Genomic DNA, 18775 nt, shown 5'->3' with positions numbered 1-18775 from the left:
GGTGAGGGCGCGGACACCGGGTCCGCCGTGGTGGCTGGGGGTCGGCGTGGTCGCTGGTCGTGTGGTGCGCTTCGACGGAGCGCGTGGCTATGGGTTCATCGCGCCGGACGACGGCGGTGAGGACGTGTTCCTGCATGTGAACGACCTCCTCATCCCCGAGTCGTACCTGCGCACCGGCCTCAAGGTCGAGTTCGAGATCGAGGAGGGCGACCGCGGTCCCAAGGCGTCCTCGGTCCAGCTCGCCGAGGGTGCCTCGGCACCGGCGCCCGGCCGGCACACCGCGGCCGACGGCGACGACGTGCTGTGCGACGTGCTGCGCGTGGACGAGTTCACGAACGAGGTCACGGAGCTGCTGCTGCGCGCCGCCCCCTCCCTGACCGGCGAGCAGATCCTGGCGATCCGCCGCGAGCTGGTGCAGAGCGGGCGCAAGCACGGCTGGGTGGACAGCTGACCCACGGCCGCCGCTGAGCGCCCGAACCGCCCGGGGCCCGGGCCGAGTCGTCGTACTCGGTCCGGGCCCCGTCGCGTTCCCGGACCAGGACGGGCGGCCCGCGGCGCCGATCTGCCCCGCGAGTCCCTTTATGTCGGGTCCAGTTATTCAATCTTCATCGAATGTCGTCCGGCATCCGGACAACCCCCTTGTCCTGCGGACTGTATGCGAAATACGTTCTGCGGTATTCCTTGATCGCCCACAGATTTCCTGTGGCCCCTCACCGGTCCCTGCGGATCCTTTTCCTGGCGGAGGTATGTCCTCGTGCGCCGAACAGCGGTTGCCCTCGCGGCAGTTGCCTTGGTGATGTCCACAACGGCGGGCTGCGGCTCCCTGCAGTCCTCGGCCACCGAGGTCGGCGGGGAGCGGATGACCGACGACCGGCCCGTACGCGACGGCGGCACCCTCACGGTCGCCCTCAACGCGGACCCCGACAAGCTCGACCCGACCCTGGCCCAGACCCTCGTGGGCCGCACCGTCTTCGCCGGCATGTGCGAGAAGCTCTACGACGTCGACGCCAAGGGCAAGGTCGTGCCGCAGCTCGCGACCGCCCTCCCGAAGGTCTCCGACGACGGCCGCACCGTCACCTTCGACGTCCGCGAGGACGCGAGGTTCAGCGACGGCACGCACCTCGACGCGGCCGCCGTCGTCACGTCCCTGCTGCGCCACCGCGACCTCGCCGGATCCGCCCGCGCCACCGAACTGGCACCGCTGAAGGACGCCGAGGCGACCGGCCCGTACAGCGTGAAGCTCACCCTCAAGCAGGCGTACGTGCCGCTGACCGCCGTCCTCGCGGACCGCTCCGGCATGGTGATGTCGCCGGCCGCGCTGAAGAAGTACGGCAAGAACTTCACCAACCACCCGTCCTGCGTCGGCCCATTCACGTTCGTCGAGCGCGTCGGCGGCGACCGCATCGTCCTCGCCAAGGACAAGAACTACTACGACGCGGACGACGTGCACCTCGACAAGGTCGTCTACAAGCCCATCCCCGACGGCAGCGTCCGCCTCGCCAACCTGCGCTCCGGCGACATCCAGGTCGGCGACCAGATGGCCCCCGTCGACGTGAAGAGCGCCCTCACCGACAACAAGCTCCAGCTCTTCAACTCGCCCTCGCTCGGCTACCAGGGCATCGGCATCAACGTCGGCAACGTCAAGGGCCTCGGCCAGGAGCCCGGCCGCATCGACACCCCGATGGCGCGCGACACCCGCGTCCGCAAGGCCTTCGAGCTCTCCATCGACCGCGAGCTCATCAACAAGGTCGTCTTCCAGGGCATGTACGAGCCCGCCTGCGGGCCCGTCTCCCCGGAGGCCGCCATCGCCCCGGGCAAGAAGGCGTCCGCCTGCCCGAAGCGCGATGTCGCCGCGGCGAAGCGGCTGCTGAAGCAGGCGGGTGTGAAGACGCCGCTGCACATGGAGCTGAAGATCCCCACCACCCCCGAGTGGAGCCGCATCGCCCAGGTGATCCAGGCCATGGCCAAGGACGCCGGGTTCGCCGTCACGCTGCGCCCCACCGAGTACGCCACCATGCTCGAGGAGACCGACGCCGGGAACTACACCGCCTTCAGCAGCGGCTGGTCCGGACGCCTCGACCCCGACGGCAACATCGCCAGCTTCCTCCAGACGAAGGGCGCGATGAACGCCTACGGCCTGTCCGACGACAAGATCGACGCCCTCATCGAGCGCGGCCGCACCGAGGCCGACCCGGTCGAACGTGCCGAGATCTACGGCGAGTTGACGCGCCGCGCCAACGAGGCGCACGCACTCATCTACCTCTACCGCCAGAAGAACTACGTCGTCGCCGGGAAGGACGTCGCGGGCGTACGCGTCTACGGCGACGGCCTGGTCCGCGTGAAGGATGCGGGGTACGTCAAGTGACGACCGCTCAGATATCGCTCAAGCGGCCCGGGTTGCTCACCGGGCACCCCATGGCCAAGTACGTCCTGACCCGGGTGCGGCAGTCCGTCATCACCCTCTTCCTCGTCTCGGTCGTCGTCTTCGCGGGCATCCGCGCGCTGCCCGGCGACCCCGCGCTCGCCCTCGCCGGCGAGGAGCGCAGCCCGAAGGCCCTCGCGGCGATCCGCGCCGAGTACGGCCTCGACGACAACATCGTCATCCAGTACGCGCGTTTCATCGGGCACGCCCTCCAGGGCGACCTCGGCACGTCGTCACGCACCGGCCTGCCGGTCGCCGACGCCATCGGGCAGGCGCTCCCGGTCACCCTCGAACTCGCCGCGCTCTCCCTGCTGCTGGCGATCGTCCTCGGCATCGGCGCCGGTGTCGTCGCCGCCGTCCGCCGGGGCCGGCCCGCCGAGTGGATCGCCAACGCCCTCGCCCTGCTGGGCCTCTCGATCCCCACCTTCTGGCTCGGCATCGTGCTCGTGCTCGCCTTCGCCATCGCCGTACCGGTCTTCGCCGCCTCCGGATTCGTCCCCTTCGGCACCGACCCGCTCGACAACCTGCGCCGCATGATCCTGCCCGCGATCGTCCTCGGCTCCGGACTCGCCGCCGTCGTGATGCGCCAGACCCGCGCCGCGATGCTCGACTCGCTCTCCGCCGACTACGTCCGCACGGCGCGCGCCAAGGGCCTGTCCCGCCGCGAGGTCATCGGCGGCCACGCCCTGCGCAACTCGCTCGTCACCGTCGTCACCGTCCTCGGCCTGCAGCTCGGCCACCTCATCTCCGGGGCGGTCGTCACCGAGCAGATCTTCGTCCTCCCCGGCTTCGGCAAGCTCACCATCGATGCCGTCTTCACCCGTGACTACGCGACGCTGCAAGGCGTGGTGCTGTGCACCTCCTTCGCGTACATCTTCATCAACCTGCTGGTCGACGTGGCGTACTCGGTCATCGACCCGCGCATCCGGCTCGGAGGTGCCCGGTGACCACGCTCGCCCTCACAGGAATCCGGGCCCGCGCGGCCCGCAGCGGCAAACTGCGCGCCCTGCGCAAGAACAAGCTGGCCATGACCGGCGGCGTCATCGCCGTGGTCTTCGTGCTCGCCGCGCTGTTCGCCCCGCTCGTCGCGCCCTACGACCCGGCGCAGCCGAACTTCGACAACGTCCTCGCCGCGCCCGGCTGGTCGCACTGGCTGGGCACCGACGACCTCGGCCGCGACCAGCTGTCCCGCGTCGTCTACGGGGCGCGCGCCTCCATGCAGGTCGGCGTCCTCGCCGTCGTCCTCGCCTTCGTCGTCGGCGTTCCGCTCGGCCTGCTCGCCGGCTACTACGGAAAGTTCACCGACAGCGTCGTCTCCCGCGTCACCGACACGATGCTCGCGTTCCCCTTCCTGGTCCTGGCCGTCGGCCTCGCCGCCGTGCTCGGCCCCTCGCTCACCAACGCGACCATCGCCATCGGCATCTCGCAGATCCCGGCCGTCATCCGCATCACCCGCGCCGAGACGCTCCGCCTCAAGCACGTCGACTACGTGGCCGCGGCCGTCGCCAACGGCGGCGGCGACGGCACCGTCCTGTTCCGCCACATCCTGCCCAACGCGACGTCCGCACTGACCGTGCAGGCCACCGTCGGCATCCCCGCCGCCATCATCGGCGAGGCCCTGCTCAGCTTCCTCGGCCTCGGCGTGCAGCCGCCCGAGCCGTCCCTCGGCGTGATGCTCTCGTCCGCCCAGTCCTTCCTCGCGCCCGCGCCCTGGATGGCGGTGTTCCCCGGCCTCGCCGTCGTGGCCGCGACCCTGGCGTTCAACCTGCTCGGCGACGGCCTGCGCGACGTCCTCGACCCCCGTGGAGCGACCCGATGACCGAGCCAGTCCTGAGCGTGCGCGACCTGTCGGTCTCCTTCCGCTCCGACACCCGCACCGTGCACGCCGTCGACCACGTCTCCTACGACCTGCACGCCGGCGAGGTGCTCGCCGTGGTGGGCGAGTCGGGCTGCGGCAAGTCCGTCACCTCGATGGCCGTCATGGGACTGCTGCCGCCCACCGCGCACATCACCGGTTCCGTCCGGCTCGGCGAGCGCGAACTCGCCGGCGCCGACGACAAGGCGTACGGGAAGATCCGCGGCAAGGACATCGCGATGATCTTCCAGGAGCCGATGACGTCCCTGAACCCGGTGCTCACCATCGGCCGGCAGATCGGTGAGGTGCTCCGCCGCCACCAGGGGCTCAGCAAGAAGGAGGCACGCGCGCGTGCCGTCGAACTGCTCGACCTCGTGGGCATCCCGGCACCCGCCCAGCGCGTCGACGAGTACCCGCACCAACTGTCCGGCGGCATGCGGCAGCGCGTGATGATCGCCATCGCGGTGGCCTGCGACCCGGCGGTGCTGATCGCCGACGAGCCGACGACCGCGCTCGACGTCACCGTCCAGGCGGGCATCCTGGAGGTCCTGCAGTCGCTGCGCGAGCGGCTCGGCACCGCCATCGTGCTCATCACCCACGACCTGGGCGTCGTCGCCGACATCGCCGACCGCGTCCTCGTCATGTACGCGGGCCGCCCCGTCGAACAGGCCCCGGTCGACGAGCTGTTCGCCACGCCCCGGCACCCGTACACCCGCGGCCTGCTCTCCGCCGTGCTCCGCCCCGGCACCCCCAAGGACCGCCTCCCCGAGATCCCCGGCCTCGTGCCGAGCCTCGACACCCAGCCCGACGCCTGCACGTTCGCACCGCGCTGCGCCCGCGCCGACGACACCTGCACCGCGAGCCGCCCCGGCTTCAGGGCCGTCCCCGACGAGAACGGTGCCGCCGGGGCCGACGCCACGCACCGCGCCGCCTGCTGGCACCCGCACACCCTCCAGGAGACCGCCTCATGAGCACCGCCCCCGCGCTGGAACTCACCGGCCTCGAACGGCACTTCGCGGGCGCGGGCGGCACCGTGCGCGCCGCCGACGGCGTCACCCTGACCGTCGGCCGCGGCGAGGTCGTCGGCCTCGTCGGCGAGTCCGGCAGCGGCAAATCGACCGTCGGCCGCTGCGCCGTCCGCCTCGACGAGCCCACCGGCGGCACCGTCCGCATCAACGGCACCGACGTGACCACCATGTCCCGGCGCGCCCTGCGGCCGCTGCGCAAGGACTTCCACCTGGTCTTCCAGGACCCGTCCTCGTCGCTCGACCCGCGGATGACCGTCGGCGAGATCGTCGCCGAGCCGCTGAAACTGCACGGGATCGCCAAGGGGGAGGCCGCCCGCGCGCGCGTGGCCGAACTCCTCGGCCAGGTGGGGCTGCGCCCCGAGCACGCCGACCGGCACCCGCACGAACTCTCCGGCGGCCAGCGCCAGCGCATCTCCATCGCCCGTGCGCTCTCCGTCGACCCCGCCCTCCTCGTCGCCGACGAGCCGACCTCCGCGCTCGACGTCTCCGTCCAGGCCTCCGTCCTCAACCTGCTCGCCGACCTCCAGCGCGACCGCGGCTTCGGCTGCCTGTTCATCACGCACGACCTGGCGGCCGTCGAGTACCTCGCGGACCGGATCGCCGTCATGTACCTGGGGCAGATCGTCGAGCAGGCGCCCACGAGCGAACTGTTCGCCGATCCCAAGCACCCCTACACCCAGGCGCTCCTGTCGGCCGCGCCCGTCCCCGACCCCGTCACCCAGCGCACCCGCGAACGCATCGTGCTGAGCGGCGAACTGCCCAGCCCGCTCGCCCCGCCGCCCGGCTGCCGCTTCCACACGCGCTGCCCGCTCGCCGTCGACCGCTGCCGCACGGAGGTGCCCGCCCTGCGCACCCTGGACGGGGGCCGCGAGGTCTCCTGCCACCTGGTCGCCGACGACGGCACCGCACCCGACGCCGCCGCGGCACCCTCTCGTACGATCCCGACAACCCGCACCGCCACCCGCTAGGAGCCCTCTTGTTCACCACCCGGCCGACCCTCCAGGGCACCTTCGGCATGGTGTCCTCCACGCACTACCTCGCCTCCCAGTCCGCGATGGCCGTCCTGGAGGACGGCGGAAACGCCTACGACGCCGCCGTCGCCGCGGGCTTCGTCCTGCACGTCGTGGAGCCGCACCTGAACGGGCCCGCGGGCGAGGTGCCGCTGATCCTCGCCCCGGCCGGCGGCGAGGTGCGCGTGCTGTGCGGACAGGGCGTGGCGCCCGCCGGAGCCACCGTCGCGCACTACAAGGACGAGCTGGGCCTCGACCTCGTGCCCGGCACCGGCCCCCTCGCGGCCGCCGTGCCCGGCGCCTTCGACGCGTGGATGCTGCTCCTGAAGGACCACGGCACGAAGTCCCTCGCCCAGGTCCTCACGTACGCCATCGGCTACGCGGAGGACGGGCACGCCCCCGTCGAGCGCGTCGGCGAGACCGTCGAGACCGTGCGCGAACTCTTCGAGACCGAGTGGCCGTCCTCCGCCGCGGTCTACCTCGTCGACGGCCGGTCCCCGCGCCCCGGCGAACTGCTGCGCAACCCGCAGCTCGCCGCCACCTGGAAGCGACTGATCGCCGAGGCCGAGGCGGCGGGCGCCGACCGCGTCACCCAGATCGAGGAGGCCCGCCGCATCTGGCGCGAGGGCTTCATCGCCGAGGCCCTCGTCCGCCAGGCGCAGCGCCCCACCATGGACACCAGCGGCGAGCGGCACACCGGCACGCTCACCGCGCGGGACCTGGCCGGCTGGTCGGCGACCTACGAGGCCCCGGCGACCTACGACTGGAACGGCTGGACGCTGTGCAAGGCCGGCGGCTGGAGCCAGGGCCCCGCCTTCCTCCAGCAGCTCGCCCTGCTCCCGCCCGAGCTGCCCGCCTACGGGTCCGCCGACTACGTCCACCTGCTCATCGAGGGCTGCAAGCTCGCGATGGCCGACCGCGAGGCCTGGTACGGCGACGCGGACCCCGCGGGCGTCCCCGTGGACGCGCTGCTGTCCGCCGAGTACAACACCGCCCGGCGCGCCCTGATAGACGCGGAGAAGGCGTCCCACGAACTGCGCCCCGGCAGCCCGCTCGGCGCCGCGCCCCGGCTGAGCGCGCACGCGAGCGCGGTCGCCGCGGGGGAGCCCGGCTTCGACGCGATGGGCGTCGCGGGGGCGGGCGAGCCCACCGTCCAGACGGGCGGCGCCGACGAGGAGGTCGCCGGGAACGGCGCCACCCGCGGCGACACCTGCCACCTCGACGTCGTCGACCGCTGGGGCAACATGGTCGCCGCCACCCCGTCCGGCGGCTGGCTCCAGTCCAACCCGGTGGTGCCCGAGCTCGGCTTCCCCCTCGGCACCCGGCTGCAGATGGCCTGGCTCGACGAGGGCCTGCCCAACTCGCTGGCCCCCGGCCGCCGCCCGCGCACCACGCTCACCCCGTCCCTCGCCCTGAAGGACGGCGTGCCCGTCCTGGCGTTCGGCACGCCCGGCGGCGACCAGCAGGACCAGTGGCAGGTGCACTTCTTCCTGGCGGTGGCGCTGCGCGACAGCGTGCGCGGCGGCCTCGACCTCCAGGGCGCGATCGACGCCCCGAACTGGCACAACGACTCGTTCCCCGGGTCCTTCTTCCCGCGCGGCATGCGGCCGGGTTCGGTCACCGTCGAGGCGCGGATGGACGAGGAGGTCGTCGCCGAGCTGCGCCGGCGCGGCCACGACGTGACCGTCGGCGACGCCTGGTCCGAGGGCCGCCTGTGCGCCGTCGCCCGCGACCCGCGCACCGGCGTCCTGTCGGCCGCGGCCAACCCGCGCGGCATGCAGGGGTACGCCGTCGGCCGCTGACCCCATGAGAGGTGGAATCCCGGATTTCCCTGGGATTCCACCTCTCGTTCACCCCAGCGGAACGCATTGTCAGTGGCCCGTGTTCTCATGGAGCCATGATCGAAACCAGCACGGAAAGCACCGACGACTTTCTGGACCAGTACGTGACCGACCAGCTGCTCACCGACGTCGAGCGGATCGTCCGCGCCGCGGCCGCCGCCGAGATAACCCCCCGCTTCCGTGGGCTCGCCGCCCACGAGATCGAGGAGAAGAGCGCCCCGCACGACCTCGTGACCGTCGCCGACAAGCGCGCCGAGGAGTACCTCACACGCGAGCTGGGCGCCCTGCTGCCCGGCTCGGTCGTGGTCGGCGAGGAAGCCGTCGCCGCCGACCCGGCGACGTACGAGGCGATCCGCGGCGCGGCCCCGGTGTGGATCGTCGACCCGGTCGACGGCACCCGCCAGTTCGTGCACGGCGACCCCGGCTTCTGCACCCTCGTCGCCCTCGCCCTGGACGGCGTCGTGCTCGCCTCCTGGACGTACGCGCCCGCGCTCGACGAGTTCGCCGTGGCCGCCCGCGGCCGGGGCGCCCGGCTCAACGGGCGGGCGCTGCACGCCGGTTCACCGGACCAGGACCGCGACCTGCGGATCGCGACCTCGCACCCCGACTACACGACGGACGACCAGAAGCGCGCCCTGCTCTGCCTGTGCCGCGACGGATTCGCCCCGCGGCCGTGCGGCTCGGCCGGCCTGGAGTACCTGGCCGTCGCCCGCGGCGCCCTGGACGCCACCGCCTTCAGCTGGGAGCTCGCCTGGGACCACGCGGCCGGGCTGCTGCTGGTCGAGGAGGCGGGCGGCGCCCACCTCACGCGGGCCGGCGTGCCCTTCACGATCACCGGGGACAACGCCCTGCCGTTCACGGCGGCGCGGGACGCGGCTACGGCACGGCGGGTGGCAGGGGTGCTGTCGGGCGGAGCCTGACCTGGATGTTCGGCATCCGCTCGAACTCGGCGTCGATCCTGACGTCGAGGACCTCGAACTCCCCGGCCGTGCCCACCGCCGGCCACTGCTCGGGCGCCCCGGGCAGTGACCCCATGTCGACGAAGGCCTGGAACGGCACCTCGGGCGCCGGCCGGACGAACAGCCCGGTGACGCCCGGTCCCCACGGCACGGCCTCGACCGTGCCCGTCACCCGCGTCCCGTAGGGCAGCGGACCGTCCAGCCGGCGCGTGCACTGCCGGTCGCTGCGGGCCCGCCCCCAGACCACGGCGAAGTCCGACCGGGACACCGGTTCGACGTCGGACGAGGTCGCCTCAGGCCGTGTCCGCGCCGTGAGCCGACCGTAGATCCTGTGGTAGATCCGCGCGCCCAGCGTGCCGAACCGCCAGGTCACGCGGGCGAGTTCGGGCCGCGACGCGGCCACCACGGCGGCGCCCCACGGCACGGGCTTCGACGGGGGAAGGAGGCCGGGCGGCCCGACCCGCTCGTCGAACAGCGCCTCCCGCAGCACGAGCCCGCCGCCGTCGACCTCCACCCAGCGGTGGAAGGCCCCCTCGCTGCTCCGGAACCACTGCGTCATCCGGCGCACCCTACCCGCGCACCGGCCGGCGCCGACCCGGCCGGTGCGCGCCGGGGCCCGGACGGGCGCGCGCCTCCTCCACGGTCGTCCGGCGTCCCCGGGCCCCGCCGCCCGGTGATGTCGGTGCCGCGGCATATCCTGTGGACGCAGTGTGGACACCGGCTGACGAAGGAGTCCGAAGGTGCCGTCGATGCTCGATGCCGTCGTGGTGGGTGCGGGGCCCAACGGGCTGACCGCCGCCGTCGAACTGGCCAGGAGGGGCCTCTCCGTGGCCGTGTTCGAGGCCAAGGACACCATCGGCGGAGGGGCGCGCACCGAGGAGCTGACGCTGCCCGGGTTCCGCCACGACCCGTGCTCGGCGGCGCACCCGCTGGGCATCAACTCCCCGGCGTTCCGCGCCCTGCCGCTGGAGCGGTACGGGCTGCGGTGGGCGCACCCCGAGCTGCCGATGGCGCACCCGTTCCCGGACGGCACCGCCGCCGTCCTGTCCCGGTCCGTCGGCGAGACCGCCGCGTCGTTCGGGCCGCGGGACGCGGGCGCGTACCGGCGGCTGATCGACCCGCTGCTGCCGCACTGGGACGACCTCGTGCGGGACTTCATGGCGCTGCCCCGCACGGCGCTGCCGCGCGACCCGGTCACCCTCGCCCGGTTCGGCCTCGTCGGACTGCCGCCGTCGACGCTGCTGCTGCGCCGGTTCCGCGACGAGAAGGCGCGCGCCCTGCTCTCGGGCCTGGTCGCCCACGTCATCGCCCCGCTCGGCGGCTTCGCGACGTCCGCGATCGGCCTCGTGTTCGCCCTCGCCGCCCACGCCCGCGGCTGGCCCGTCGCCCGCGGCGGCTCCCAGGCGATCTCCGACGCGCTCGCCGGATACCTGAAGGACCTCGGCGGCGCGATCCACACCGACTACGAGGTCAAGCGGCTCGACGACCTGCCACCCGCCCGCGCCTACGTCTTCGACACCTCGCCCAGCGCCCTCGCCCGGATCGCGGGCCTCGGCCGCTACTACGACCGGTTCCGGTACGGGGCGGCCGTCTTCAAGGTCGACTACGCGCTCGACGGACCCGTGCCGTGGACCGCCCCGGAGGCCAGGTCGGCCGGCACCGTCCAGGTGGGCCCGTACGGCTCGGACATCCGCCGCGCCCTGCGGGCCGTCTCGCAGGAGGACCGGGCGCCCGACGTGCCGTTCCTGATCACCGTGCAGCCGGGCGTCGCCGACCCGACGCGGGCGCCCGCGGGCAAGCACACGTTCTGGGCGTACGGGCACGTCCCGAACGGCTGGGACGGTGACCTGACGGATGCCATCGAGCGTCAACTGGAGCGATTCGCCCCGGGGTTCAGGGACCTGGTGCTCGCCCGCGCGACCGCGGGCCCGCGCGAACTGGTCGCGCGCAACGCGAACTACGTGGGCGGTGACATCGCCGCGGGAGCGGCCAGCGGCCTCCAGCTCCTGCTGCGCCCCAAGCTGTCCCTGTCCCCGTACACCACCCCGCATCCCGCGGTCTTCATCTGCTCGTCGTCGTCCCCGCCGGGACCCGGCGTGCACGGCATGTCGGGACACAACGCGGCGAAGGCCGTCTGGAGGAGGCTGCGCGCGTCATGAATCCCGGCATGGATCCTCGTACCACTCCCCGACTGGTCCTGGTCCGCGGTGACATCACCGCGCAGCAGGTGGACGCCGTGGTCAACGCCGCGAACTCGTCGCTGCTCGGCGGCGGGGGAGTGGACGGCGCCATCCACCGGCGCGGCGGCCCCGAGATCCTCGCGGAGTGCCGGAAGCTGCGGGCCTCGCACTACGGCAAGGGACTCGCCACGGGCCGCGCGGTGGCGACGACCGCGGGCCTGCTGCCCGCGCGGCACGTCATCCACACGGTGGGGCCGCGCTGGTCGGCGACGGAGGACCGGTCGGAGCTCCTGGTGTCGTGCTACCGCGAATCGCTGCGCGTGGCCGACCAGTTGGGCGCGCGGACCGTCGCCTTCCCGGCGATCTCGACCGGGATCTACGGCTGGCCCCTGGACGACGGGGCGCGGATCGCGGTGCGGACCGTGCGCTCGGCCGTACCGGGCACGGTCGAGGAGGTGCGGTTCGTGGTCTTCGACGACCGGGCCGAGGAGGCGTTCGCCCGGCACCTGGCCGAGGACGGATAGCCGGCGGGCCGGTGCTCCGGACGATGGGGCGGCCGGCCGCGGCCTGACCCGCACCCGGGGCACCCGGGCCCCACGTAGATGTCGGATTTCCGCCAGCCGTGCCGCTCACCATGCCCGATGCTGGAGCCATGTCCACCGAAAAGGCTCACAGCGCGGCTCCCGGCCCGGACCGCCCCACCACCGCCATGCACCTCGACACCGAGCGGTGCGTGCGGGCGGTGCAGGCCAAGGACACCCGGTTCGACGGGGTGTTCTTCACCGCCGTCCTGACCACCCGCATCTACTGCAGGCCCGGCTGCCCGGTCGTGCCGCCCAAGCCGGAGAACATGGTGTTCCACCCGAGCGCCGCCGCCTGCCAGCAGGCCGGATTCCGGGCCTGCAAGCGGTGCCGCCCCGACACCACCCCCGGCTCCCCGGAATGGAACCGGCGCGCCGACGTCACCGCCCGCGCGATGCGCCTGATCGGCGACGGCGTCGTGGACCGCGACGGCGTTCCGGGGCTCGCCCGGCGCCTCGGCTACAGCGAGCGGCAGGTCGAGCGCCAGCTCCTCGCCGAACTGGGCGCGGGCCCCCTCGCACTCGCCCGCGCCGGGCGGGCCCAGACCGCACGCCTGCTGATCGAGACGACCGCGCTGCCCATGGCCGACATCGCGTTCGCCGCGGGCTTCTCCTCCATCCGCACCTTCAACGACACCGTCCGCGAGGTCTTCGCCCTCACCCCCGGTGAACTGCGCACCCGCGCGCCCAAGGGCCGCCCGACCGCCCGAGGCGGCGCGCTCACCCTGCGGCTGCCGTTCCGCGCCCCGCTCAACCCCGACAACCTCTTCGGGCACCTCGCGGCGACCGCCGTGCCGGGCGTCGAGGAGTGGCGCGACGGCGCGTACCGGCGCACCCTGCGTCTCCCGTACGGGCACGGCATCGTCGCCCTCACCCCGGGTGCCGGGCACATCGGCTGCCGGCTGATCCTCACCGACCAGCGCGATCTGACCGTCGCCATCAGCCGCTGCCGCCGGCTGCTCGACCTCGACGCCGACCCCGTCGCCGTCGACGACCAGCTGCGCACCGACCCGCTGCTCGCGCCCCTGGTCGACAAGGCGCCGGGCCGCCGCGTGCCGCGCACCGTCGACGAGGCCGAGTTCGCCGTACGGGCCGTGCTCGGCCAGCAGGTCTCCACCGCGGCCGCCCGCACCCACGCCGGCCGTCTCGTCCTCGCCCACGGCGAACCGGTCGACGACCCGGAGGGCGGTCTCACCCACCTCTTCCCGGACCCCGCCGCCCTCGCCTCGCTCGACCCGGAGTCCCTCGCCCTGCCGCGCAGCCGGCGCACGACCCTCACCACGCTCGTCCGCCGGCTCGCCGACGGCGAGCTGGCGCTGGGACCCGAGTCGGACTGGACCGAGGTCCGCGCCCGGCTCGCCGAACTGTCCGGCTTCGGGCCCTGGACCATCGAGGCCATCGCGATGCGGGCCCTCGGCGACCCGGACGCCTTCCTGCCCACCGACCTCGGCATGCGCCGCGCCGCCCAGGAGCTCGGCCTGCCCCACACCCCGGCGGCGCTCACCGCGCGGGCCGCGGCCTGGCGGCCCTGGCGCGCGTACGCCACCCAGTACCTGTGGGCCACCGACGACCACCCCATCAACTTCCTGCCCGCGTAAGGGAAGCACCCCATGAATCACCCCATGAAGCAGCACACCGTCATCGACAGCCCTTACGGCCCGCTCACCCTCGTCGCCACCGACGCCACCCTGTCCGGCCTCTACATGACCGACCAGCGCCACCGCCCCGCCGAGGAGACCTTCGGGGCCCGCGACGAGCGCCCCTTCGGCGCCGTCATCGACCAGCTGAACGCCTACTTCCAGGGCGAGTTGACGGAGTTCGACGTGCCGCTGGACCTGGCCGGCACCCCGTTCCAGCGCTCCGTCTGGGCGCAGCTCCGGCAGATCCCGTACGGCGAGACCCGCACCTACGGAGAACTCGCCGAGGCCCTCGGCAACCCGGCCGCCTCCCGCGCCGTCGGCCTCGCCAACGGCAAGAACCCGGTCGGCGTCATCGTCCCCTGCCACCGCGTGATCGGCGCGAACGGCGACCTCACGGGCTACGGCGGCGGCCTCGACCGCAAGCGCCGCCTGCTCGACTTCGAGCGCGGCACGGCCCTCTTCTAGGGCCGGACGGCCGGACCCTTCGGCCCCTAGGCTCCGGCGAGTTCGCCCAGCAGGCGCGGCAGCGCCGTGCCGATCGGCTCCCGTACAACCTCGTCGGCGACGTCGTCGTACGGGGTCGGCTCGGCGTTCACCACCACCAGGCGGGCGCCGTGCTCCGCGGCCAGCCCGGCCAGACCCGCCGCGGGCTGCACCTGGAGGCTGGAGCCGACCGCGAGGAACACCTCGCAGGCCTTGGTGATCGAGACCGCCTCGGCGAGCACCATCGGGTCGAGGCGCTCGCCGAACATCACCGTCGTCGACTTCAGGATGCCGCCGCAGAGCAGACAGCCGGGATCGTCCTCGCCCGCCTCGACCCGGGCCAGCGCCGCCTCCATCGCGCCGTGCTCCCCGCACGCCGTGCACACGAACCGCCGCGCGGAGCCGTGCAGTTCGAGCACCTTGCGGGCGGGCAGCCCGGCGAGCTGGTGCAGCCCGTCCACGTTCTGCGTGAGGACCCGGACCGCGACGCCGGACGCCGACAGGTCGGCGATCGCGCGGTGCGCCGCGTTCGGCTCGGCGGTCAGGGTGTGCGCCCGGCGCCGCACCTGCCAGGCGCGGCGCCGGATCTCCGGGTCGTTCATGTAGTACTCGTACGTGACGAGCTTCTCGGCGTCCGGATCCTTGCGCCACACCCCGTTCGGACCGCGGTAGTCGGGGATGCCGGAGTCCGTGCTGATGCCGGCGCCGGAGAGGATCGCAACCAGGGTCATGGCGCCCACCGTAGGTCAGGGGGCCTCGGTCGCGTCCACCGGTTTCGGGATGAGCAGCGAGGTGAACAGGGCCGCGACGATGAGGACGAGACCCGCCACGACCCCGGCGCTGTAGCCCCCGACGGACGACCCGTCGGACGGGGCGACCGCGTTCACCGCCGCGTAGAGGACGACGAAGCTCAGGCCCGCGCCCAGGTTGAAGCAGCCCGCGTTCAGGCCCGGCAGGAAGCCCGGGTTCTCGGGCGGGGAGAGCAGGATGCCCAGCCCGTTGAGCATGATGTTGACCGTGCCCGCGTAGGTCACGCCGAGCAGGATCGACGAGGTGAGCAGCAGGCCCGACGAGTCGGTGTGCAGGGTCAGCAGCGCCAGCACCGTGGCCGCGGCCGTGGCGACCAGGCCGATGCGCAGGACGCGGCCGTAGCCGTACGTCGCCGCGAGACGGCCCGCGAGGGGGCCCATGGCCAGGCCCGCGAGCGCGTACGGGGTGAGCGTCCACCAGGTGGCGCCCTGGGCGCCGAGTCCGAGGCCGACCGCCGTGTCCTGGGCGAAGCCGGGCAGCAGCCCGTTCATGATCGCGAAGACGCCGGTCATGGTGAGCATCGTCGACAGCAGCAGCGACCAGGTGGCGCGCCGCTTCAGCAGGTGCGTGGTGACCAGCGGATGCTTCGCACGGTTCTCCATCCGCCAGAACGCCCAGAACGCGAGCGCGGACAGCACGGTCAGACCGGTCGCCAGCGCCCAGTTCGCGTCGCCGAGCTTGCCCGCCTCGTTGAACGCGATCAGCAGCGCGCCGACGGAGACGACGAGGAGTGCGACGCCCGGCCAGTCCATCGGCGGCCGCTCGTCCGCCCGCGACTCGGGCGCGAAGAACCGGACGAGCAGCGCCGCGAGGGCGGCGAAGGCCGTCATGACCCAGAAGATCGAGGCGTAGCCGTGGTGCTCGGCGAGCGAACCGCCCGCGAACGAGTCGACGCCCGCGATGCCGCCGTTGACGGCCGTGACGACGCCGAGCAGCGTGCCGTACCGCTTGGGGTCGGGCACCTCGACGCGCAGCATGATCAGCGCGAGCGGGATCGTCGGCCCGGACGCGCCCTGGACGACGCGGCCGACCGCGAGCATCCCGACGGACCCGGCGAGCGCGGAGACCACACAGCCGATGGCCATCAGGACCATCATCGCGGTGAGCACCCGGCGGCGGCCGATCAGATCGCCCAGGCGCGGCAGGAACAGCGAGAACAGCGCGGCGGCCGTGAAGAAGGCCGTCTGGGTGACGCCGATGGCGGAGTCGGTGGTGTGCAGCTCCTTGGCCATCGTGCTCAGGGCGGGGCTGAGCATCGAGGCGTTGAGCTGGAAGGCGAAGCTGGCCGCGAGCAGCGCGACCATGAGGGCGCCGACCCGGGCCGGGCGTCCCGCGCGGGGGTCGCCGGCCGGGGTGTGGGGGGAGGCGGCGACGTTCATGCTGCGGGGTCTCCGATGCGGACGAGGGCGTCCACGACCAGGTCCCAGAACCGGTCGTGGTCGAGGTCGACGGCGACCTGGGTGTGGCAGTCGGCGGGCGCGGGGGAGCGCAGGTCGGTCACCGTCATGCCGAGGGTGAGCGCGCCGCGCAGCTCGATGTCGACGGGTGCCCTGCGCACGGTCATCACGGCCGGGTCGATGACGTACGCGACGGCGCACGGGTCGTGCACCGGCGGATGCTCGAAGCCCTGGTTCTCGCGGTAGGCCTCGCGGAAGAAGTCGAGGAGCTCCAGGACGAAGCGGGCCGGCTCCGTGCCGACGGCCCTGATCCGCTCCTCGACGGCGGGGGTGGCCAGGGCCTGGTGGGTGAGGTCGAGGCCGACCATGGTCAGCGGCCACTTCTCGTTGAAGACGATGTGCGCGGCCTCGGGGTCGATCACGATGTTGAACTCGGCGACCGGGCTCCAGTTGCCCTCGTGGAAGCCGCCGCCCATCAGCACGACCTCGCGGACCCGCTCGACGATGCGGGGCTCCTTGCGGGCGGCCAGCGCGATGTTCGTCAGTCCCGCCGTCGGCACGAGGGTGATCTCGCCCGGCTCGTGCGCCAGCACGGTGTCGATGATGAGGTCGACGGCGTGCCGGCGGTCGAGTCCGAAGGCGGGCTCGGGCAGGTCCGGGCCGTCGAGGCCGCTCTCGCCGTGGATCTCCGGCGCCGTCTCGATCTCCCGGACCAGGGGGCGCGGACAGCCCGCCGCGAACGGGACGCCGGTGATGCCCGCGATCGCCGCCACGGACAGGGCGTTGCGGGTCACCTTCTCCAGGGTCTGGTTGCCGACCACGGTGGTCACGGCGACGAGGTCGATGTCCGGGTTGCCGTGCGCGAGCAGCATCGCGATCGCGTCGTCGTGCCCCGGGTCGCAGTCGAGGATGATCTTCCTGGCCAACGGTTCGAGCCCCTTTGCTCCGGTTGGGAAAACTGTCCACGCAAAGCTCACCGGGCGCCACACGAGTTGTCAACGCGCGTAGATGACCAAGTCCCGAGGTGCGGCCTTGTGTGGACCTCCGAAAACCGGAGGGGGTCGTTCAGGCCACGGGTTCGCCGTTCTCCAGCTCCACCGCGCCGCCGCCGTCGGCGAGCGCGTCGAGCGCGGCGGCCACCCGGCGCCCCAGCGGGCCCGGCAGGTGCGGACCGAGCTCGGCCCGCGCCACGAACCGCCACGACAGCAGCTCCGCCTCCTGGAGCCTGATCGCCTTGACCTGCTCGGGGGTGAGGACACCACCGTCGTAGAGGTACGCCACCAGCGGCGGGCGTCCGGCGCCGGGCACCCAGTCCACGACGAGCAGCCGGCCCGGCGCGACGTCGAGCCCGATCTCCTCCAGCGTCTCGCGCCGTGCGCCCTGCCGCGGCGTCTCCCCGTCGTCCGACTCCACGGTCCCGCCGGGCAGCGCCCAGCCCTCCCGGTAGTTCGGCTCGACGAGCAGGACCCGGCCGTCCCCGTCCCGGAACAGGGTGGCGGCGCCGGCCAGGACGCGGGGCAGCCCGGCTATGTATGTGGCGTAGTCAAGGGTGGTCACCGGGCCACCCTAACGACGCGGGCGCGGGGCGGGCGCGGGCGCACGACGCGGTTCGCCGCGGTCTTCTGGAGCAGCCCGTACGCGAGGACCGGCAGCAGCAGGTGCGGCTTGTCGGGCAGCGCGGTGGTGAGCAGCACGGCGCTCGCGCTGCTGTTGTTCATCCCGCACGCCAGCGTCACCGACGAGGCGGCCGGAGCGTCCAGGCGCAGGGCGCGGGCCGCGATCCGGCCCACCGCGAACGACAGCGCGCACACCGCGCCGGCCACGGTCAGCGCGGCGGCCAGCAGCAGCGGGCGCGGGTGGGTGAGGAAGGCGGTCAGGGCTCCGCCGGCATTGGCGTACGTCAGGACGAGGGAACCGGCCAGGGCCGTCGGCACGACGCCGGTGAGGAGGCGGCGCAGCCACGCCGCGGGCAGGGCGAGCCGGCAGCCGATGCCCGCCGCGCACGGCAGCACCACGCCGGTCAGCGCGAAGCCGCCGCCCGACGCGTGCCCGGCGGCGGCCAGGCTGCCCGCGTAGCCGCCGCTGAGCAGCGGGGTCAGCGCCCGGACGGTGACCGGGACGGTGAGCGGACTGAGCAGCGTGGACGCCAGCACGAGGCCCACCATCGTCGGCTGGTCCCCCTGCCCCTTGCCCGTCCACACGGTCGCGCCCGCCGCGACCGGCATCGCCACGATCAGGATCATCGCGGTGACCAGACCGCTGCCGCCGTCGCTGTCCGGTGTGCGGTGCAGCACGAAGGCGACGAGCGGCACGATCAGCAGCGGCGCGGCCAGGTGCAGCGCGAGCCCGGCGAGCAGGGCGCGGGGCCGCCGCACCAGGAGGCCGAGTGCCCGCACGGGGACCTGCAGACCGGCCGCGTACAGCACCAGGCCGAGGAGCAACGGAGTGACGTGCAGCGGGAGTTGATGCAGCGGACCCGGGCCGGACGGGTGCGGGCCGCGCAGCCACACGCCGGGCCCCGGCAGCAACGCGGCCAGCAGATAGGCGAACCCGACGGCCCGCCCGAGCC

18 protein-coding genes are annotated in these 18775 nt (G+C 73.4%); 12 read left to right on the top strand and 6 right to left on the bottom strand.

The genetic code is table 11. From position 1 onward, the window contains the following. Positions 1-46: 46 nt before the first annotated feature. From M4J07_RS03860 to M4J07_RS03825, 8 genes are all read left to right on the top strand, one after another. Positions 47-451, top strand: a complete 405-nt coding sequence (locus tag M4J07_RS03860; RefSeq protein ID WP_255967169.1) for a cold-shock protein — start codon at positions 47-49, stop codon at positions 449-451. A 345-nt stretch (positions 452-796) separates the two neighbouring features. After that, the gene (locus M4J07_RS03855; RefSeq protein ID WP_255967168.1) at positions 797-2365 is read left to right on the top strand and encodes an ABC transporter substrate-binding protein; all 1569 of its coding nucleotides are present in this window, start codon (positions 797-799) and stop codon (positions 2363-2365) included. Positions 2366-2415: 50 nt separating this feature from the next. Beyond that, a complete protein-coding gene (locus M4J07_RS03850; protein ID WP_305127234.1) occupies positions 2416-3369 on the top strand; it encodes an ABC transporter permease in 954 nt (317 codons plus the stop codon). Positions 3370-3419: 50 nt separating this feature from the next. Further along, positions 3420-4241 (top strand): ABC transporter permease, encoded by an 822-nt coding sequence (locus tag M4J07_RS03845; RefSeq protein WP_305127233.1) that lies wholly within the window; start codon positions 3420-3422, stop codon positions 4239-4241. Continuing rightward, on the top strand, positions 4238-5248 hold the full coding sequence (locus M4J07_RS03840; protein ID WP_255967165.1) for an ABC transporter ATP-binding protein: 1011 nt from the start codon (positions 4238-4240) through the stop codon (positions 5246-5248). Before M4J07_RS03845 ends, M4J07_RS03840 begins: the two co-directional genes overlap by 4 nt. Then, positions 5245-6273 (top strand): ABC transporter ATP-binding protein, encoded by a 1029-nt coding sequence (locus M4J07_RS03835; RefSeq protein ID WP_255967164.1) that lies wholly within the window; start codon positions 5245-5247, stop codon positions 6271-6273. The genes M4J07_RS03840 and M4J07_RS03835 overlap by 4 nt, the downstream gene beginning before the upstream one ends. Before the next feature lie 8 nt (positions 6274-6281). Next, a complete protein-coding gene (locus tag M4J07_RS03830) occupies positions 6282-8117 on the top strand; it encodes a gamma-glutamyltransferase family protein (protein ID WP_255967163.1) in 1836 nt (611 codons plus the stop codon). A 95-nt stretch (positions 8118-8212) separates the two neighbouring features. After that, positions 8213-9076 carry an inositol monophosphatase family protein gene (locus tag M4J07_RS03825; RefSeq protein ID WP_255967162.1) on the top strand — a complete coding sequence of 288 codons (864 nt, stop codon included), beginning with the start codon at positions 8213-8215 and terminating at the stop codon, positions 9074-9076. Here the strand turns inward: M4J07_RS03825 and M4J07_RS03820 are convergent. Continuing rightward, positions 9033-9674, bottom strand: coding sequence for a hypothetical protein (locus M4J07_RS03820; RefSeq protein WP_255967161.1), 642 nt, complete (start codon positions 9672-9674; stop codon positions 9033-9035). The genes M4J07_RS03825 and M4J07_RS03820 overlap by 44 nt on opposite strands. A 190-nt stretch (positions 9675-9864) precedes the next feature. Between M4J07_RS03820 and M4J07_RS03815 the strand changes: the two genes are divergently transcribed. From M4J07_RS03815 to M4J07_RS03800, 4 genes are all read left to right on the top strand, one after another. Continuing rightward, positions 9865-11274 carry a phytoene desaturase family protein gene (locus M4J07_RS03815; RefSeq protein WP_255967160.1) on the top strand — a complete coding sequence of 470 codons (1410 nt, stop codon included), beginning with the start codon at positions 9865-9867 and terminating at the stop codon, positions 11272-11274. An 8-nt stretch (positions 11275-11282) separates the two neighbouring features. After that, entirely contained in the window at positions 11283-11819 is a 537-nt protein-coding gene (locus M4J07_RS03810) for an O-acetyl-ADP-ribose deacetylase (protein WP_255967159.1), read from the top strand. 185 nt (positions 11820-12004) lie between these two features. Next, positions 12005-13474: an AlkA N-terminal domain-containing protein gene (locus tag M4J07_RS03805; RefSeq protein WP_255967309.1), complete on the top strand. Its 1470-nt coding sequence runs from the start codon at positions 12005-12007 to the stop codon at positions 13472-13474. Between the two features lie 24 nt (positions 13475-13498). Then, on the top strand, positions 13499-13981 hold the full coding sequence (locus M4J07_RS03800; RefSeq protein ID WP_255967308.1) for a methylated-DNA--[protein]-cysteine S-methyltransferase: 483 nt from the start codon (positions 13499-13501) through the stop codon (positions 13979-13981). A 26-nt stretch (positions 13982-14007) separates the two neighbouring features. On the opposite strand, the gene M4J07_RS03795 is transcribed toward M4J07_RS03800, so the two are convergent. From M4J07_RS03795 to M4J07_RS03775, 5 genes are all read right to left on the bottom strand, one after another. Beyond that, positions 14008-14730 carry an SIR2 family NAD-dependent protein deacylase gene (locus M4J07_RS03795; protein WP_255967157.1) on the bottom strand — a complete coding sequence of 241 codons (723 nt, stop codon included), beginning with the start codon at positions 14728-14730 and terminating at the stop codon, positions 14008-14010. Positions 14731-14745: 15 nt separating this feature from the next. Next, a complete protein-coding gene (gene uriT / locus M4J07_RS03790) occupies positions 14746-16188 on the bottom strand; it encodes a uridine transporter UriT (protein WP_255967155.1) in 1443 nt (480 codons plus the stop codon). Next, complete coding sequence (uriH, locus tag M4J07_RS03785; protein WP_255967153.1) at positions 16185-17132, bottom strand: uridine-preferring nucleoside hydrolase UriH; 948 nt, start codon at positions 17130-17132, stop codon at positions 16185-16187. The genes uriT and uriH overlap by 4 nt, the downstream gene beginning before the upstream one ends. A gap of 139 nt (positions 17133-17271) precedes the next feature. Next, positions 17272-17763 (bottom strand): NUDIX domain-containing protein, encoded by a 492-nt coding sequence (locus M4J07_RS03780; RefSeq protein ID WP_255967151.1) that lies wholly within the window; start codon positions 17761-17763, stop codon positions 17272-17274. Further along, positions 17760-18775, bottom strand: a 1016-nt coding sequence (locus tag M4J07_RS03775) for a sodium-dependent transporter (protein WP_255967149.1), incomplete at its 5' end; no start/stop codon positions are given. The genes M4J07_RS03780 and M4J07_RS03775, both read right to left, overlap by 4 nt.

The organism is Streptomyces longispororuber, assembly GCF_024448165.1.
Classification (GTDB): domain Bacteria; phylum Actinomycetota; class Actinomycetes; order Streptomycetales; family Streptomycetaceae; genus Streptomyces; species Streptomyces longispororuber_A.
This window is presented reverse-complemented; position numbering and strand designations above follow the sequence as displayed.

Coding starts and splice junctions, on each gene's coding strand:
- M4J07_RS03855 (WP_255967168.1), top strand. CDS start 797: ATGTCCACAACGGCGGGCTGCGGCTCCCTGCAGTCCTCGGCCACCGAG.
- M4J07_RS03850 (WP_305127234.1), top strand. CDS start 2,416: ATGGCCAAGTACGTCCTGACCCGGGTGCGGCAGTCCGTCATCACCCTC.
- M4J07_RS03840 (WP_255967165.1), top strand. CDS start 4,238: ATGACCGAGCCAGTCCTGAGCGTGCGCGACCTGTCGGTCTCCTTCCGC.
- M4J07_RS03835 (WP_255967164.1), top strand. CDS start 5,245: ATGAGCACCGCCCCCGCGCTGGAACTCACCGGCCTCGAACGGCACTTC.
- M4J07_RS03825 (WP_255967162.1), top strand. CDS start 8,213: ATGATCGAAACCAGCACGGAAAGCACCGACGACTTTCTGGACCAGTAC.
- M4J07_RS03820 (WP_255967161.1), bottom strand. CDS start 9,674: ATGACGCAGTGGTTCCGGAGCAGCGAGGGGGCCTTCCACCGCTGGGTG.
- M4J07_RS03815 (WP_255967160.1), top strand. CDS start 9,865: ATGCTCGATGCCGTCGTGGTGGGTGCGGGGCCCAACGGGCTGACCGCC.
- M4J07_RS03810 (WP_255967159.1), top strand. CDS start 11,283: ATGGATCCTCGTACCACTCCCCGACTGGTCCTGGTCCGCGGTGACATC.
- M4J07_RS03805 (WP_255967309.1), top strand. CDS start 12,005: ATGCACCTCGACACCGAGCGGTGCGTGCGGGCGGTGCAGGCCAAGGAC.
- M4J07_RS03800 (WP_255967308.1), top strand. CDS start 13,499: ATGAAGCAGCACACCGTCATCGACAGCCCTTACGGCCCGCTCACCCTC.
- M4J07_RS03795 (WP_255967157.1), bottom strand. CDS start 14,730: ATGACCCTGGTTGCGATCCTCTCCGGCGCCGGCATCAGCACGGACTCC.
- uriT (WP_255967155.1), bottom strand. CDS start 16,188: ATGAACGTCGCCGCCTCCCCCCACACCCCGGCCGGCGACCCCCGCGCG.